At 63.7% G+C, this 17,468-nt stretch carries 15 protein-coding genes and 1 pseudogene; 10 read left to right on the forward strand and 6 right to left on the reverse strand.

The window, feature by feature from the left end:
• From P4U43_RS11160 to recR, 3 genes are all read left to right on the forward strand, one after another.
• A partial coding sequence (locus P4U43_RS11160; RefSeq protein WP_277358803.1) for a glutamate--tRNA ligase family protein occupies positions 1–531 on the forward strand: 531 nt, incomplete at its 5' end.
• A gap of 9 nt (positions 532–540) precedes the next feature.
• The gene (locus P4U43_RS11165) at positions 541–3,081 is read left to right on the forward strand and encodes a DNA polymerase III subunit gamma and tau (protein WP_277358804.1); all 2,541 of its coding nucleotides are present in this window, start codon (positions 541–543) and stop codon (positions 3,079–3,081) included.
• A 51-nt stretch (positions 3,082–3,132) separates the two neighbouring features.
• Positions 3,133–3,729, forward strand: coding sequence for a recombination mediator RecR (recR, locus tag P4U43_RS11170; RefSeq protein WP_277358805.1), 597 nt, complete (start codon positions 3,133–3,135; stop codon positions 3,727–3,729).
• A gap of 68 nt (positions 3,730–3,797) precedes the next feature.
• Here recR and P4U43_RS11175 read toward each other — a convergent pair whose 3' ends face one another.
• Positions 3,798–4,928 (reverse strand): ABC transporter permease, encoded by a 1,131-nt coding sequence (locus P4U43_RS11175; protein ID WP_277358806.1) that lies wholly within the window; start codon positions 4,926–4,928, stop codon positions 3,798–3,800.
• Complete coding sequence (locus tag P4U43_RS11180; RefSeq protein ID WP_277358807.1) at positions 4,925–5,857, reverse strand: ABC transporter ATP-binding protein; 933 nt, start codon at positions 5,855–5,857, stop codon at positions 4,925–4,927. Before P4U43_RS11180 ends, P4U43_RS11175 begins: the two co-directional genes overlap by 4 nt.
• A 215-nt stretch (positions 5,858–6,072) precedes the next feature.
• Here P4U43_RS11180 and P4U43_RS11185 point away from each other — a divergent pair, with 215 nt between their 5' ends.
• On the forward strand, positions 6,073–7,359 hold the full coding sequence (locus tag P4U43_RS11185) for an aspartate kinase (RefSeq protein WP_277358808.1): 1,287 nt from the start codon (positions 6,073–6,075) through the stop codon (positions 7,357–7,359).
• An 8-nt stretch (positions 7,360–7,367) separates the two neighbouring features.
• On the opposite strand, the gene P4U43_RS11190 is transcribed toward P4U43_RS11185, so the two are convergent.
• Complete coding sequence (locus P4U43_RS11190; protein WP_235563176.1) at positions 7,368–7,646, reverse strand: hypothetical protein; 279 nt, start codon at positions 7,644–7,646, stop codon at positions 7,368–7,370.
• Between the two features lie 138 nt (positions 7,647–7,784).
• On the reverse strand, positions 7,785–10,859 hold the full coding sequence (locus P4U43_RS11195) for a S8 family peptidase (protein ID WP_277358838.1): 3,075 nt from the start codon (positions 10,857–10,859) through the stop codon (positions 7,785–7,787).
• A gap of 302 nt (positions 10,860–11,161) precedes the next feature.
• Here P4U43_RS11195 and P4U43_RS11200 point away from each other — a divergent pair, with 302 nt between their 5' ends.
• The 6 genes from P4U43_RS11200 to P4U43_RS11225 all read left to right on the forward strand — a co-directional run bounded on the left by P4U43_RS11200 (position 11,162) and on the right by P4U43_RS11225 (position 16,784).
• Entirely contained in the window at positions 11,162–12,139 is a 978-nt protein-coding gene (locus tag P4U43_RS11200; protein WP_277358809.1) for a 3-methyladenine DNA glycosylase, read from the forward strand.
• Between the two features lie 53 nt (positions 12,140–12,192).
• On the forward strand, positions 12,193–12,774 hold the full coding sequence (locus P4U43_RS11205) for an SSI family serine proteinase inhibitor (protein ID WP_277358810.1): 582 nt from the start codon (positions 12,193–12,195) through the stop codon (positions 12,772–12,774).
• Between the two features lie 193 nt (positions 12,775–12,967).
• Entirely contained in the window at positions 12,968–13,225 is a 258-nt protein-coding gene (gene purS, locus P4U43_RS11210) for a phosphoribosylformylglycinamidine synthase subunit PurS (protein ID WP_277358811.1), read from the forward strand.
• The gene (gene purQ, locus P4U43_RS11215; RefSeq protein ID WP_056546083.1) at positions 13,222–13,998 is read left to right on the forward strand and encodes a phosphoribosylformylglycinamidine synthase subunit PurQ; all 777 of its coding nucleotides are present in this window, start codon (positions 13,222–13,224) and stop codon (positions 13,996–13,998) included. Before purS ends, purQ begins: the two co-directional genes overlap by 4 nt.
• An 11-nt stretch (positions 13,999–14,009) precedes the next feature.
• Positions 14,010–16,283, forward strand: a complete 2,274-nt coding sequence (purL, locus tag P4U43_RS11220; protein WP_404800730.1) for a phosphoribosylformylglycinamidine synthase subunit PurL — start codon at positions 14,010–14,012, stop codon at positions 16,281–16,283.
• A gap of 114 nt (positions 16,284–16,397) precedes the next feature.
• Positions 16,398–16,784, forward strand: a complete 387-nt coding sequence (locus P4U43_RS11225; RefSeq protein ID WP_277358813.1) for a DUF1304 domain-containing protein — start codon at positions 16,398–16,400, stop codon at positions 16,782–16,784.
• Positions 16,785–16,790: 6 nt separating this feature from the next.
• Here the strand turns inward: P4U43_RS11225 and P4U43_RS11230 are convergent, their stop codons facing one another.
• A complete protein-coding gene (locus P4U43_RS11230; protein ID WP_277358814.1) occupies positions 16,791–17,339 on the reverse strand; it encodes a DUF1990 family protein in 549 nt (182 codons plus the stop codon).
• A gap of 10 nt (positions 17,340–17,349) precedes the next feature.
• A pseudogene (locus P4U43_RS11235) lies at positions 17,350–17,448 on the reverse strand (MmcQ/YjbR family DNA-binding protein); the annotation flags it as partial.
• Positions 17,449–17,468 lie beyond the last annotated feature (20 nt).

Consider the following 17,468-nt stretch of genomic DNA (forward strand, 5'->3'; position numbering starts at 1 on the left):
CGCCGCAGGGTGCGGCCGGCGGCGCTGCGGCTGCGCACCGACGTCGGGCAGTATGAAATCCGGGACATACTGCACGGTGGATATACCGGGGCGGTGGATGATTTTGTGGTGGTCCGCAATGACGGGGTGCCTGCGTACAACCTCGCCGTCGTCGTCGATGATGCGCAGCAGGGCATCGACCAGGTGGTGCGCGGCGACGATCTACTCAGCTCAGCTCCTCGGCAGGCGCATCTCGGCTCACTGCTTGGATTGCCGCCGGTTGAGTATGCGCACGTACCGCTGGCCCTCAACCCGGAACGACGCCGGTTGGCCAAGCGGGACGGCGCCGTAACTCTCGAAGCGCTCGCCGCGGAGGGCTGGGAGGCAGCGGCAGTGCGGTCGCTCATCCTGCGCTCACTCGGCCTGCCGGACACCTCACTCGACGCTGCGCTGGGTGCGTTTGATCCTTTCCGGCTGCCTCGTGAACCATGGATTGTTGACCCGTCCCACCTGTCCTCCACCGATGCCGCGACCGTTCCACCCAACCGATAGAGTTCTTCTGTGAGTACAGCCCTTTACCGCCGGTATCGTCCGGAGACGTTCTCCGACGTGATCGGCCAGGAGCACGTCACCGAACCATTGATGACGGCGATCTCCAAGAACAGGGTCAACCACGCCTATCTTTTCTCCGGTCCGCGCGGCTGCGGCAAGACCACCTCAGCGCGCATCCTTGCGCGCTGCCTCAACTGCGCGCAGGGGCCAACGCCGGTCCCCTGCGGCACCTGTGACAGCTGCGTCGAACTGGCCCGTAACGGCTCGGGAAGCCTGGATGTCATCGAGATTGACGCTGCCTCCCACGGTGGCGTGGATGATGCCCGGGACCTCCGCGAGCGCGCAACCTTTGCACCGGTCCGGGACCGCTTCAAAATCTTCATCATTGATGAGGCACACATGGTCACCAGCGCCGGCTTCAACGCGCTGCTGAAAATCGTCGAAGAGCCGCCGGAGCACATCAAGTTCATCTTCGCCACAACTGAGCCGGATAAAGTGATCGGAACCATCCGTTCCCGGACCCACCATTATCCATTCCGGCTCGTTCCACCCGAGCCGCTCATGGCGTACCTGGAGCTGCTGTGCAACCAGGAGAACATCCCGGTGGCGCCGGGCGTACTGTCCCTGGTGGTTCGTGCGGGTGGCGGATCAGTCCGCGATTCCCTGTCCGTGCTGGATCAGCTGATGGCCGGGGCGGGGGCGTCCGGCCTTGATTACGAGCTGGCGGTTTCGCTGCTCGGTTACACGCACGCATCCCTGCTCGACGACGTCGTTGACGCCATTGCAGCCGGTGATTCCGCGACCGTCTTCGGTGCCGTTGATCGCGTCATCCAGACGGGCCATGACCCGCGTCGCTTTGTTGAGGACCTGCTGGAGCGCTTTCGGGACCTGATCATCGTCAATGCAGTCCCCGACGCCGCCGCGTCCATCCTCCGGGGCATCCCTGATGACCAACTGAACCGGATGCGGACCCAGTCGCAGCAGCTTGGACGCGCCGAGCTTTCCCGAGCTGCTGACATCACCAATACCGCGTTGACCGAAATGACTGGCGCAACCTCTCCGCGATTGCACCTCGAACTGCTCTGTGCCCGCATCCTGCTGCCCGCTGCGGACCAGTCGGAGCAGGGCACGCTTGCCCGTGTTGACCGGATTGAGCGCCGGCTCAGCTACGCGAGCGGCCTCCCCGAGGCGGGAGGCTCCGCTGGTGCGGGTACAGCGGGATCGCTGCCCGCGCCATCCGCGGTTCCGGCTGGTCCTGCCTCGGCTGCGAAGCCGGAACCGGCGCCGGCCGCCGTTCTCCAACCCGCTGCCTCCAACACATCAGAAGATGCACCGCCCGCAGTTTCGGCATCCCGAGGCGCCGGCCAACAGCCGCCCGAGACTCAGCAGGAAGCTTCGGCTTCAGCGGCAACACCGGCCCCCGCAGAGAAACTGGAGCGGGTCTCGGAGCCTGCCCAGGAACCTGGTGCTGCCGACTGGGGCGGCGGATGGGGTTTGCCCTCCGATGCACCCAACACCGAAGAGCGTCCTTCGACCGCTACGCGCGAGCCGCACGCGCCGGCATCTCCCGCCACGCAACCCTCGCAGGAGCAGGCAGCGCAGTCTCCTTCGCAATCAGCGCAGGCGTCCGGTCAGATCGAGATGATCCGCAGGGCGTGGCCGGAGATCATGGACGAGCTGGCTCGTATCAAGCGCAGCACCTGGCTGAACGTCAACGCCGACGCGAAGCCGCGTTCCTTCAGCGACAACCAGCTCATACTGGCGTTCGCTTCGCAGGGCAATGCGCTCGGTTTCCAGCGCGGCCAGCACACAGACAACCTGAAGCAGGCCATCAATAAGGTGCTCGGCCTGAGCTGCAGCATCGAAGCCATCCACGACGGCTCCGCGGCAGCGGGTGAACCCGACCCAAAAGTATTAACTAGCCGGGATCAGCCGGCAGAGGCGCAGGAACCGCGGGTCGTCAGTCCAGCCGTTACCGCCGTCACTCCCGTCACCCCCGTCACCCCCGTCACCCCCGTCACACCCGTTCCGGAGGGCGAAGCCAAGTCAGCAATGGTGGACGATGTGTGGGGGCTTCCTACCGCCGCTCCGGCATCCCAGCCGAGCGGTGGCACGACCTCAGTGCCGTCAACACCCGTAGCTGCGCCTGCGCCCGCACCTACGGTTCAACCCACTCCCGCCGACCGGTCACCAGCCGATCGGGCAACAGGAGACCCGTCACCAGCCGGCCCGTCACCAGCCGCCGACAGTTGGCTGGCCGCGGAACCGGCGAAGGATCCTGATGACCCGGGCCCTGAGGAACCCTCGTTCGAGGGGGAACCTCCCGCGCGGCCGAGCCGCTACCAACAGCTGCTCGATGAAGCTGCACGTGCAGAAGCCGCCCGACCGAAGCAGCAGGAGCGCCCGGCCGGCGCCGTAGACTTGAGCTACGTTGAAGACATTCCCAGTGCGGATGATGAGACCATCGAACAATCCGGATTGGTCGGCCGCCAGGCCATCGAACGGATCCTCAACGGCCGGTTGATCGAGGAACGCAGCCTCGATCAGTAGTCGGGCCGTCCAGAACCAGCCCAGCACCACCTACAGCTAAGGCATACACCCGTGTACGAAGGCGCAGTTCAGGAGCTCATCGACGAGCTGGGACGCCTTCCCGGCGTGGGCCCCAAATCGGCACAGCGCATCGCGTTCTACATCCTCGAATCTGACGGGGAAGACACCAAGCGCCTCGTCAACGCCATTGTCACCGTGAAGGAACGGGTCAAATTCTGCACCATCTGCGGGAACGTTGCAGAGCAGGAAACCTGCGGGATCTGCCACGATCCGCGGCGGGACCCAAGCGCAATCTGCGTGGTCGAAGAGTCCAAGGACGTCATCGCCGTTGAACGCACCCGTTCTTTCCGCGGCAAATACCACGTTCTCGGGGGGTCCATCAATCCAATCGCGGGGATCGGTCCCGAGCAGTTGCGCATCCGTGAACTGTTAAGCCGCCTCTCGGATGACCAGGTCCAGGAGATCATTATCGCCACCGACCCCAACCTCGAGGGCGAAGCAACAGCAACGTACCTGGTGCGCATGCTGAAAACCATCGGCATCAAGGTCACGCGCCTGGCCTCCGGACTCCCCGTGGGCGGGGACCTCGAGTATGCCGACGAGATCACCCTTGGCCGCGCCTTCGAGGGCCGCCGCACCGTCTCCTGACTTTTGCGCTGGCCAAGCGTGCCCGCTCCGGTTTCATCAGGCTGGTGCGCAACTTCTATCAGGCGCGGTCACGCGATGCGCGTGCCCCGCGCGAGACGACGAACCGGCGTCACCAGCTTCCGACGGCCCGCCCATAGCACCAGGCCGGCCAGTGCACCCTGCAGGGCAAGGCCCAGCGGCCAGATCGGCAGTGGCTCGGAGTCGATGTCACGGGAACCGGGTCCAAAGAACTGCGCCTCCTCACAGGTGACCTCGTAGTCCGGACCTGCTTGGGCAAGGCGGACCTGCTCGCTGATGCTTTCCATCACTCCGGGAGCGCGGTAGTTTGCGGTCAGTACGCCGGAGTTCGCATCTCCTGCATCACGGTCATACGGCACCGCGTCGGCCACAAGCACAAACGGATTGGCAGCGAGAAGCCACGCAGTTCTTTCGGTGTGCAGGACCGGCGTGAGCACCTCGTTGGTGACGCACTCGAGATCCTCCTCGGTGAGCATCTGCCCGCTCTCGATGGCTTCCTGGGGATAGTCGTAAAAGGACTGCGTGACCCGCACGTCCTCCTCGATCACGAGCGACATGCTCAGGCCGAAGGCAATCAGCGTACCGATGCACAGCAACGCAACCATCATGTAGGTGGTGACGATCGAGAACAGGGGCCTGCCCGCAAGCGCCGAAATCCCGACACCGAGTGCGCACACAAGGCCCAGCTCAATGGCCAGCACCAGCAGCGAGACGAACGCCTCAAGCGGGTTGACCCCTCCCAGCGCCAGCGCCCAGAAGATAAACGGCGAGCTCAGTGCAAGAAACCCCAGTGACGCAACCCAGGACGCCAGCCATTTACCCCACAGGATCTGCCCTGGCGTGAGCAGCGTGATCTGGAGAATGGCAAGGGTTCCGCCAGTCCGGTCGCCATTGATTGCGTTCGCTGAAAGCCCCGGCGCCACCAGCAGGCCAAAGAGCAGGACAAAGCCGACCACCAGGTCAAACAGGAACGGACCCGCGCCGTCCATGGTCGCCGTCGTCAGTGTGGCGAGCAGGAACACCAGGCCGATCACAAGGAACCAGACGGCCATCATGATGTACCAGGCACGGCCCCGCAGCCGCTGCTTCATCTCCAAGCCGAAGATGGTGCGCACTCCCGTCACGTAGCCAAGGTGGTGTGTACTGCTCTCCTGCAGGGACTGGGTCTCCATGGCGCTCATTGCCGCTCCGTATCCAGGCTCATGTAAGTCTCTTCAAGGGCGCCGCCCGCAGGCGCGAAGGCGGTGACGACGACGTCCGCCAGGATGAGCGTGCGCAACAGCCACGCTGCCTGTTCGGTGCTGCTGAGGAGCACCTGATACTCGACGCGCCGGGAATCACCGGGCTCCTCGAAGACGACGCCGTGGCTCGTCAAGGCGTCGGCGAGCGCTCCCATCGGTTCAGCCTGAATGCAGTATCTGCGCAGCTGCGTTCCTGCCTCATCCAGTGTCTGGCTCTTCACGGATTCACCGCGGTTGACGAAAACGGCGCGATCCGCGATCTCATCCAATTCCGACAGGACGTGGCTGGACACAACGATGGTCTTGCCTTCTCCTGCCAGCCGCCTCAGCATGATCCGCAGTTCCACCCGGGAACCCGGGTCCAGTCCGGATGCCGGTTCATCCAGCAGGAGTACCTCCGGGTTGTGAATGAGCGCCCGGGCCAGGCTGAGCCGCTGCTGCTGGCCACGGGACAGTACCCTCGCGGGGGCATCGGCGTAGTCGCTGAGCCGAACTTCTGCCAGCAGTTCAGCGGCGCGGTGAGCCGCCGCCGTCGGGCTCAGTCCGTAGAGCGCACCGACGGTGGTGAGAATCTCCCGGGCCTTGAGGGATTCCCACACGCCCAGCGTGTCAGGCATCCAGCCGACCTTGCGCCGTACGGCCGCCGTGTCCTTCCCCGGATCTGATCCGCCGACGGACAAAGTGCCGGCATCCGGCGCCAACAGCGAGGCGAGGATCAGCAGCAGGGTGGTCTTGCCGGACCCATTGGGCCCGATCAGCGCTGTCACCTCTCCCGGCGGCGCCTCAAAATCGATGTTGCGGACGGCAGCAACCGAACCGAAACTTCGTTGAATACCCCTGGCAATGATTCCCCCATACCCATTGGTCATGATGTGACACTAGCAAGGCACACTGACATCCCGGCACAATTCGACTTCCAATTGGGTGAGCCGAATCCGAACAGTTAACATGGTGTGCGGTTACCGGTGGTTCATTTCGATCCCACGGCCGGTCTCCAGCACGGGAGCAATCCCGCGCAACTGACCAGTTTCGGGCGCCGAAGACGCCGCCGGACATCATCTCCCAAGTTTCAGCGAGCGTGCGCATGGCCCTAATTGTCCAGAAGTTCGGTGGCTCGTCCGTGGCGGACGCCGAAGGAATCAAACGCGTCGCCAAACGCGTCGTCGAGACACAGGCCGCAGGCAACCGGGTCGTCGTCGTCGTTTCCGCCATGGGAGACAGCACCGATGAACTGCTTGATCTGGCCGGGCAGGTCAGCTCGTCCTCCAACCCGCGGGAGATGGACATGCTCCTCAGCGCGGGGGAACGCATCTCCATGGCACTGCTCGCCATGGCCATCCATGAAGCAGGCTCCAGCGCGCAGTCCTTCACCGGCAGCCAGGCCGGCATGATCACCGATGCCATCCACGGCAAGGCCCGGATCATCGCCGTATCGCCGCACCGGATCAAGACCTCAATCGACAAAGGCGACATCGCGATTGTCGCCGGGTTCCAGGGGATGAGCCAGGACAGCAATGACATCACCACTCTCGGCCGCGGAGGTTCGGACACCACGGCTGTTGCGCTCGCAGCGGCGCTGAATGCCGACGTCTGCGAAATTTATACCGACGTCGACGGCGTCTACACGGCTGATCCGCGTGTTGTCCCTGCCGCCCGGAAGATCTCCACCATCTCCAGCGAGGAAATGCTCGAGATGGCCGCCTCAGGGGCAAAAATCCTGCACCTTCGCTGCGTGGAGTACGCTCGCCGGTTCGGCGTTCCGCTGCACGTCCGCTCATCCTTCAGCCAGCTCGAGGGGACCTGGGTACTGCCCAACCCCGATGACACCATCAAGATTCAAGAGGGAGAACCCTTGGAACAGCCCATCATCTCCGGTGTTGCCCATGATCGGTCAGAAGCAAAGGTCACCGTGGTCGGCGTGCCGGACATCCCGGGCAAGGCAGCTGAGATTTTCGGGATCGTTGCAGGCGCCCACTCGAACATCGACATGATCGTCCAGAACGTTTCGACGCACGGCTCCGGGCGCACGGATATTTCCTTCACCCTGCCGATTGTTGAAGGCGCAGATGCCCGCGCGGCATTGAAGACCGCCCAGGCGGATGTCGGCTACGAGAGTGTTGAATACGACGAGCAGATCGGCAAGCTGTCGCTCATCGGCGCCGGCATGCGATCAAATCCCGGCGTCTCCTACAAGTTCTTCAAGGCACTGTCCGACGCCGGTGTGAACATCGACATGATCTCCACCTCCGAGATCCGTATCTCGGTAGTGACCAGCGCAGATCTGCTCGACACTGCGGTACGCGCGGTGCATGCCGCGTTCGACCTCGACGGTGAGGCCGTCGCCACCGTCTATGCGGGCACGGGTCGCTAAACCACGCGTCAATCCTCGGTGTGAAGGACAGGCTTCGTGAAGTAGTCCGGGTACTTCTGGACCGGTTCGGTACGGCGCACCGCCTCGTGGTCCGGATGCCTCCGGACGGCGTAGTGATGCCCGTCCGAGTCCACCTCGATGTTGAGTTCAGCGAGTTCAGTTTCTGAAGCCTGCTCGAACTCATCATGCCGGTGTACTACAGGCCCATCGAGATCGTCCCTCTCGGCAGGACCGAGGAAGATCGGTATCGGATTCCTGATCCAGCGGCGCCGGTTTCTCTCAGCCATGGGTATCGCCTTCTCTCTGCGGCTGGTCGAGTACCCACATCTTAAGTCCGTACGGGGTAAAAAGAGCCTGCTGAACGCAGAAATCCCCCGCACCGTTACCAGTGCGGGGGATTTGCTGTGCTTTCCTACCGGCGAATGCTACTTACCGTTTGTCGGAGTAGCGTCCCCCTGAGGGGCAGTGCGCAGCTTGTCTGCATCACCGGTCGATGACACTGCCGTCGGTGCGGCTACACCGTCAGCGCCTACAACAACCGAAACGAACGTTACGGCTGCGGATCCTTCGTAGGTCACGCGACCTACGTAGGAGCCCGGCTCGAGGCCGGTCCAGTTCAGCGTGACTTCACCGGACTCACCGTTGGCGAGCTCCAGCGGGTTCGGTGTGAGCGAGGCGTTGCCCTCATCGGCGCCCAGGATGGCGGCGTCGAAGGTTCCGGCAGTTGCCCGACCGTCAGGGCTAGCGAACAGGTTGACGATCACCCTGTAGGTACCCGGAGTGGGATTCTGCAGGTTCAGGCTCTCGCTTGCCGAGCCCGTAGCTGCCTGATAAGCAATCTGATTACGCGAGTTGACCACGAAGAAGTCAAAGTCCGCAGTCGGATCGGCGGAGACAACGGACAGCTTCGCGAACGGAGTGCCCTCAGGGATAGTCAGGGTACTCACGTAGTTTGATGCGTTCGTTGAGAGGGAAAGTCCTCCGCCATTCGGGACCAGTGAGAAGTCTTCACTGGTTGCCTTGGACAAACCGAGAAGTTCCATGGCGATAGGAGCGTTGGATCCCGAGGTTACCGGGATCGTTCCGCTGCCGTCAGGACCCTCGGAGGTGAAGGACACCTCGGACGGAGCCTCTACCGACTGGGGCCGAACTGCAACAGGCGACGTAACCGCTTCCTGCTTGCTCTGCCAGGTGAGCGAGCCCTTGGCGAACTGGCCGAGGGCCGCTGTGTCGTTCTCGAAGGTCACCGTGAAGCTCTGGCTTTCGCCCGGCTTGGTGAACTTCAGGACCGACGGGGTAACCGTCACATCCACACCAGGCACGTTCGCTGATGCGGTGTAGGTGCCCGGCTTCATACCGGTGACCGTACGGGTGACGGTGACCTTACCGGTCAGGTTGCCCACGGCGAAGGACGGGACGTTCATGTCCTTGGCGTCGATGCCCTCGAGGCCATCGACGTCCGCAAAGCCGGTTCCCTCAACGAACTGCAGGTATTCTTTCAGACCGGCGTCGTAGATGAGGCCCGGGCTGAGCACGCCAGAAGGGTTGACCTGGCCTGCGCCGGTTGCGAAGACGTCGCCGTCTACGCCGCCTTCAGCGTTCTTCACGGGGGTTGCAGTGGTCATCATGGCGGACTTGACCGCAGCGGGTGACCACTTGGGGTTCTCGGCCAGAATAAGGGCTCCAACGCCGGCAACATGCGGGGACGCCATCGAGGTTCCGGAAAGGAACCCGAACTCGTCACCGCCGGTACCGATCGGTGAAACACCTGCGAGAACGGCCACGCCGGGAGCTGCGATGTCCGGCTTCAGGAGGTCCGAACCCGTTGCGAGCAGCGGACCGCGTGAGGAGAAGCCTGCGATCTGCGGGACGGGAGGCAACGGCTCTCCGGTGGTGTCCTCCGGGACCAGCGCTACCTTGATGTCCGGGTTGGCTGCAACCTTCTCCTTGAGCGCGAGGCTCTGGGGAGCATTGACGTGCACGGTAGGTACCGAGTGCTTGTCCGTGTCCATCGAGGAATCGGTGAGGTTGACCAGGATCATGCCGATGCCGCCCGCTCGTTTCACCTCAGCGGACTTGGCAACGCGGTCAAAGACACCGCGATCACAGACAACGATCTTGCCGGTCACCAGTGCGGGGTCAAGCGAATCGGGTCCACACAGGGCAGGGCTGACCCCGCCTGCTGCAGCCGCGTCGGCACTGAGAATAACCGGGCTGGCGGGTACGCCGGCGTTCATGATGCTGGCGCCGCGGAACTTGGTCCCGTCGGAGAACTCGGCAGTGCCCTGCAGCGCGTGGCTGAAGGTGCTCGCTGCGACGGTCGTGACCCATGGCGCACCGTGGTTGACGGTGCTGGCGGTCGGACCGGAGTTACCGGCTGAGGCTGCCACGAAGACTCCTGCGGATGCTGCGCCGAGGAAGGCCAGCGACACAGGATCGGTGGTGGTGGTCGCGCTGCCTGAGATCGAGTAGTTCAGCACGTCTACGCCGTCAAGAGTTGCCTGCTCGATGGCAGCAACTGAGGAGGACGAGTAGCAGCCGCCGGTAGCGGGATCATCATCGGCCCAGCAGACCTTGTAGACCGACAGCTTGGCCGCTGGAGCTACGCCCGCAGACACACCGAAGTCGCGGCCGTCAACGGTCTGCGTGACGCCGCTGTTGCCCGCGGCGGTGCTCGCCGTGTGGGTTCCGTGCGTGTCGACGTCGACCGGGGACAGGAGCTCCTCCGGTGCACGATTCGCTTCGGGAACGAAGCGGATGAAGTCCTCGGCAAAGTACTGTGCCGCAAGAACCTTGGAGTTGCACTCCTCGCCGGTGAAACCTTCGCCGGCCTGGCACTCACCGAGGAAGGTGGAGCCGTCCGCCTTCAACATGGCGATCTGGCCTTCAGCGTTGAGGTAGGGGACGCCGACCTTCGGCTTCGCGTTGCCCTTGAGCGGCTGTACTTCCTCGCCCGCGAAGAACGCGCTGCCCGGTGCGTACCCGGTGTCGATGACGCCGACGACTGTCCCGGCACCTGCGTTCTTCTCGCCGCCGAACTCGGTCTTCCAGGCACCCTTCTTACCGCGGAGTTCAAGGATGTCCATGCTCGAGTAATCGTCCGGCGCGTTTTCGACGTCCGGAGCAACCATGCGCACGTTCGGATCCTTGGCGAGTTCAACCGCCTGCTCCGATGTCAGCTTGGCACTGAAGCCGTTGAGCGCGGCAGCGTAGGAGCGGTTGATTTCCACACCCTCCGCGGCGGCCACAGCCCGCTGATTCTGCTCCAGGTGCTTCTTGTACTTCTGGAAGTCCTTCTTGCCGGTGAGTTTTTCGCCCTTCGCCGGCTTGGTGGCTTCGATGCCGGGCACACCGCCGTCGTATGTAGCCGCAGGCTCTTCATTGAGCACAACGATGTAGCGGCCGTCCGGGTAGTTGCTGGGGTCCACTTTCTTGACCGGCTGGATCTGCTGGGTAGCAGTAGGACCAGCGGGTGCTGCAGCGGCAGGTACCGCTGTCATGGATCCGAGAATCAGCGGCAGGCCGAGTACGAGAGCTGTAGCTCCACGCAGACCACCTGCCCGCGGATTCCTGTGTTGGGGGTCTTTCACGCGAGAATACCTTTCATCGAAAAAGCGCCCGGACCTGCCGGACTGAAAGCAGCTGGTGTGGGGCTGTGCCCTGAATCACAACCGAGCCTCACATAGGCTACCCCCGAGTAACGTCATGAGGGCATACTCCTGAGCAGATCCTGCCGGTAAACAGAGACTTCCAGCAAAATCGGGTTTTCATAACGCTCGTTCATTCACTTTGGACGGCCAGGATGGTAGAAGACGGTTGCTCGAGGCCATCAGGTGATAATGGTGAGGTGCCACTGACAGTCCTGGCTCCGGAAGAGTGGGAGCCACGAGCCCTCGCCCATGCCGAGCGTGCTCGCGCCTACACCGAGCCGTACCTGCGTCGCCGCGCGCAACAGCGCAAGCATCCGGTGGAGGACTTCCTCTTCACTTACTACACCCAGAAGCCCGCCCAACTGCTGCGGTGGCATCCGGGTGCGCATACGGTGCTGACCGGACCGGCCGCCGTCGAACGCGCCGGTTGGAAGTTCTACCGCCCGATCACGGGCAGGGAACGGCAGCAACTGAACCTGAACGACGACGACGGCGCAGTCACCGTGGATCTCGCCGCATTCCTGGCTGCGCGGCGCGAGGCAGTGGACTTCGCGCGAATCATCCTGTCCGGCACGGCTGCCCGTCCGGCGCAGCTTGGCTGCTTCGGGCTGCATGAGTGGGCCATGGCGTACAAGTCGGAGGACAACGCCATCCGGCACGAATACCTGAACCTCCGGCTTGGCTCCAGCGGGACGGACGAGGTGGTGGAGGCTAACCGCATCCGGTGCACACACTTCGATGCCTTCCGCTTCTATGCGCCGCAGGCGGTCCCGCTGAACGAACTTCAACCGACTCGCACAACACAGCGGACCCTTGAACAGCCAGGCTGCCTGCACGCGAACATGGACCTCTACAAGTGGGCGTACAAGCTGGTGCCGGCGCTTCCGAGCGAGCTCGTGATGGACTGCTTTGAACTCGCCTGGCGGATCCGGATCATGGACATGAAGGCATCTCCCTACGACCTTGCCGAGTGGGGCTACCCTCCGATCGCCATCGAGACGCCGGCAGGCCGGGCAGACTATGTGCGGGCGCAACGTGAGTTCTCGGCTGAATCCCAGCTAAAGCGTGCACAGTTAAGCAAGTACATCAATCAACTTCAGCCGGGAAATCAACCCGGCGTCGGGCGCTGAGTGCGGGGATCACCCTGCGAAAAGGTGCTTCGAGGGTGACTAGGAGTTTTCCCATGGGACTGGCACACGGCGCTGCCGTCAGGATAGCCTGCATCCTTACCGCCACGGCACTCTCGGCTGCCCTGGCAGCGTGCGGCACGGCGGGTGAGCCCGGCACGGAGCTGACCGCTGCCCCTCCCACGACGCCCAGTACCGAATCAGCGGGACCATCCTCGTCGCCGACAGCCACGGAGAGCAGCATGCCAACAGATTCACAGAAGCCCACCCCCAGCCTGCCGTCGGACCCCGACGCCGTGGGTACCGCCATGCTGGCCATCAGTATCAAGCCCACCCCGGACTCCCAGCCAACCGAGTATTTCCTCGAATGCACTCCGGACGGCATCGGCGAAACCACAACTGTGCCCAACCCGGAAGCGGCGTGTGCAGCTGTGAAACGTCTGGGCGCTGCCTTCTTCAACGCACAGCCGGATCCCAACCAGATGTGCACCCAGCAGTATGGCGGTCCGCAGACAGCAACAGTCAAGGGCACCGTCGACGGACACCGGGTGTACGCCTCCTTCTCGGCCACGGACGGCTGCGAGATTGCACGATGGAATGCCCTCGAAACCGTGCTGGGCGCTGCCGGCGCACGCTAGTTCTTCGCTGACGCACGCTGATTCCGGGCGAACGGACGCGAGTTTCCGGGCCGGGGAGTTCGGCCGGTAGAATGGAACGGCAAGCTCGCGGAGCGCTGGAACAGGCTGTAAACATCCAAGCGTGAGACGGCACCCGTCGGGCACCCGCATTTAACCGCATTTTCCAGTGCGCACACTTCACAGGAGTTGCCGGATGCCCCGGATCGTTGTTGACGTCATGCCCAAACCCGAAATCCTGGATCCGCAGGGCAAGGCCATTGCCGGCGCCCTCCCCCGCCTCGGATTCACCGGCTTCGCTGAAGTGCGGCAAGGGAAGCGGTTCGAGCTGTCCGTCGAGGGCGATGTCACGGAAGAAGTGCTGCAAGCCGCCCGCGATGCGGCCGCTACCCTGCTCTCCAATCCGGTGATCGAGGACGTGACGCGCGTCGAGGTTATCGAGGACGCCCAGTGACCGTCGAAACTCCGCTGATCGGGCATTCGAATGCCGCGGTGGTGGATTCGAGTTTGTCGGGCGTCCGCGTCGGTGTTGTCACGTTCCCCGGATCGCTCGATGATCGCGATGCCCTCCGGGCCGTCCGCCTCGCAGGAGGCACCGGCGTCGCGCTGTGGCACGGCGACCATGACCTCAAGGATGTGGACGCAGTCATCATCCCCGGCGGTTTTTCCTACGGGGATTACCTGCGTGCAGGTGCAATCTCGCGTTTCGCTCCGCTGATGGAGCAGATCACCGCTGCTGCAACCGGTGGTTCACTCCCCGTGCTCGGCATCTGCAACGGCTTCCAGGTCCTCACCGAGGCACACCTCCTCCCCGGCTCAATGGTCAAGAACAACCACCTGCACTTCCTGTGCAAGGACCAGCGCCTGAAAGTGGAGAACAGCTCGACGGCGTGGACCTCCTCCTACGCCGAGGGCAGTGAGATTGTGGTTCCGCTGAAGAACCAGGACGGCCAGTTCGTTGCCGACGAGCGCACTCTTGACGAGCTTGAGGGCGAGGGGCGCGTGGTCTTTCGTTATCTGGGCGGCAACCCCAACGGCTCACGCCGCGACATCGCCGGCATCACCAATGAGCACGGCAACGTTGTTGGCCTCATGCCCCACCCTGAGCATGCAGTCGAGGCGGGCTTCGGTCCTGACTCCTCAGCTCTCGGTGAGGTTGAGGTCCGCGGCGGCGTGGACGGACTCGGCATTTTCACCTCGGTACTGCAGAAGCTGGTTAACAAGTGACCACAGAGACAATGTCCAAGAAGTTCAATATCGACACGGTCGAGCACGCGGAGCAGACTCCCGAGCAGCCCCTGCCCTGGGCCGAACTGGGCCTGAAGGAAAACGAGTATCTGCGGGTCGTCGAGATTCTCGGACGCCGGCCAACCGCTGCTGAGCTCGCCATGTACTCGGTCATGTGGAGCGAGCACTGCTCCTACAAGTCCTCGAAGGTGCACCTGCGCCAGTTTGGTGACAAGGTCACCGAGGCCATGAAGGAGCACCTGCTCGTCGGTATCGGTGAGAACGCCGGCGTCGTGGATATCGGTGACGGCTGGGCGGTGACCTTCAAGGTCGAGTCCCACAACCACCCCTCGTTCGTGGAGCCCTATCAGGGCGCGGCGACGGGCGTCGGCGGCATTGTCCGCGACATCATCTCGATGGGTGCGCGCCCGGTTGCGGTCATGGATCCGCTGCGTTTCGGAGCTATCGATCACCCGGACACCCCGCGCTTGGTGCACGGCATCGTCTCCGGCATCGGCGGGTACGGCAACTCCCTCGGCCTGCCGAACATCGGCGGCGAGGTGGTGTTCGACTCCGTCTACCAGGGCAACCCGCTGGTCAACGCCCTCGCAGTGGGCGTCCTTCGCCACGAGGACATCCGGCTGGCCAACGCGTCCGGCGTCGGTAACCGCGTGGTGCTCTTCGGTGCGCGGACGGGCGGCGACGGAATTGGCGGCGCATCGGTGCTGGCGTCGGAATCGTTTGATTCCTCCAAGCCGTCGAAGCGCCCCGCCGTTCAGGTGGGTGACCCATTCGCCGAGAAGGTCCTCATTGAGTGCTGCCTTGAGCTGTTCAAGGCCTCAGTGGTGGAGGGCATCCAGGATCTCGGCGCAGCCGGTATCTCCTGCGCAACGTCGGAGCTGGCTTCGAACGGCGACGGCGGTATGCACGTCGAGCTCACCAGCGTCCTGCTGCGGGACCCGTCGCTGACTCCGGGCGAAATCCTTATGTCGGAATCGCAGGAACGCATGATGGCGGTGGTGACACCGGAGAATACCGCCGCGTTCGAGGCCATCATGGACAAGTGGAACGTCGAGTACTCCTGGCTGGGTGAGGTCACGGACACCGGCCGCCTCATCATCGAGTGGGCCGGCGAAAAAATTGTCGACGTCGATCCCCGCACCGTTGCCCACGACGGCCCGGTCTACGAGCGCCCGTACTCCCGCCCCGAGTGGCTGGACGGTGTGCAGGCAGATTCCTTCGCCGGAGACCGGCCTTCCGACCTCAAGGCAGCGGTGCTCGAACTCATGGCCTCCCCAAACATGTGCTCCAAGGACTGGATCACCAACCAGTACGACCGCTACGTCCAGGGCAACACCGCCCTGGCCATGCCGGATGATGCCGGTGTGGTCCGCGTTGACGAGGAAACCGGCCTGGGCATCGCGCTCTCCACTGACGCAAACGGCCGCTACTCCTACCTCAACCCTTACGACGGCGCCCGCCTGGCTCTCGCGGAGGCCTACCGTAACGTTGCTACCTCCGGTGCGAAGCCGATGGCCGTCACTGACTGCCTCAACTTCGGATCCCCCGAGGACCCGGAGGTGATGTGGCAGTTTGCCGAGTCCGTTCGCGGTCTCGCTGACGCCTGCCAGGAACTGGGCGTACCAGTGACAGGCGGCAACGTGTCGCTGTACAACCAGACGGGCGGCGTGGCAATCCACCCCACGCCGGTGGTCGGTGTGCTGGGCGTGTTCGACGACGTCGCCCGCCGCACGCCGTCGGGCTGGCGGGAGGACGGGCAGGCTATCTACCTGCTCGGCACCACCCGCGATGAGCTCGACGGCTCCGAGTGGGCAAACCTTCACGGCCACCTCGGCGGGCAGCCCCCGGCGCTGGATCTCGGTGCCGAGAAGACGCTCGCGGCGATCCTCATCAACTCCTCCCGCGACGGCATGATCGATGCGGCACACGACCTCTCCGAGGGCGGGCTCGCCGCCGCACTGTCGGAGGCAGCCCTGCGCTTCGGTGTAGGTGCGCGGATCGCAATTGACGAGCTGTGCGAGCGCGACGGAATTGACGCGTTCACCGCGCTGTTCAGTGAAAGCCAGGCCCGCGCCGTCGTTTCCGTTCCCCGTTCGGAAGAGGTGCGGTTCAACGATATGTGCGCCGCGCGGAACTTCCCGCGTACGCGGATCGGTGTTGTGGATGTCGAGAGCAACGCGCTCGACGTGCAGGGTCACTTCACCCTCCCGTTGACGGAGCTGAAGGAAGCACACGAAGCCACGCTTCCGAAGCACTTCGCGTAAGCCTTCGGGCGAGCGCTGATATGGCAGAGCACCGGCGTACTGCACGCCGGTGCTCTGCCATATCGTTACGTGAGCTGTCCATGGGTAGAGCAACCCAGCAGATAGGGTTGATGTATGACATTTCCGCTGTTGAGTGCGCTTTTCGCCATGATTGCGGGTCTGTTGCACGTGTACATCTTTGTGCTCGAAAGTGTGCGTTGGCGTCACCCGTCCGCGTGGCGGAAGTTCGGGATTGCCTCCCAGGAACACGCAGACATCATTCGGCCCATGGCGTTCAACCAGGGCTTCTATAACCTCTTCCTGGCTGCCGGTGTGATTGTGGGCCTGGCTCTGTCCGGCACCCTCGTTGGTTACGGCATGATTGTCCTCGCGCTGGCAGTCATGGTGCTCGCCGCCGTCGTGCTCGTGGTCACCAACCGGTCGCTATGGATTGCCGCCCTAGTCCAGGGAGCCCCTCCTCTTCTTGCGCTGTTGACCCTGCCCATGGTGCAGCAGGCCTGAAGCTGCTTACGCTGGACCCGCCGCCAGCTGGCGGGCAGCATTAAGGTACCAGCGGGTAGCGAGTTCCTGGCAGAACCGCGCTACCGGAGCACCGAGACGGTAGAACCAGTTCCCATGCCGGCTGTAGGCGTGCAGTTCGAAGAACACCGAGCCGTCGGCCTCCAGCACTGCAACGAAACTCTCCTCGCCGGTCTCCGGATGACCCGGCAGGGTGGCGTAACCAAAGCCGGCCCGGCGGGCGCCGCGAGCGGCACCGCCGTCGTCGTCGCTGGTTGGGTTCACTTCTTCCACCCATACCACTTCACACGGCGCATTCAGGCGTAAATTGCCCACACCGAACCCCACGGTTACGGAGCCTCCGACGGCGGCTCGTGGTTCCGCCGCGATACGCAGGTTGGAGCGGCGGTGGAGTTCAAACGTGAGGATGCCCTCGGCCAACCGGCGAAAGGCGGCTTCTCCCGTGCCCACCCGGATTCGGTGGCGCATGGGCCGAAAGCCTGCCGGCCAGGCGCCAAGCCGCGTCCACCCTATTGCGGTGTGAGTGATATCAGGCATCACTGCCCTGTGCGCGCACCTTGAAAACGAAGGCTTCCGGCCCGAACGGGAAGTCCTCGAACGTGCCGGGGAAGGCCAGACAGGCCACCCGAAGCTGTTCTGCATCCACGTAGTGAGCCTACAGCGAAG

It is taken from the genome of Arthrobacter vasquezii (assembly GCF_029455255.1).
Classification (GTDB): Bacteria; Actinomycetota; Actinomycetes; order Actinomycetales; family Micrococcaceae; genus Arthrobacter_D; species Arthrobacter_D parietis.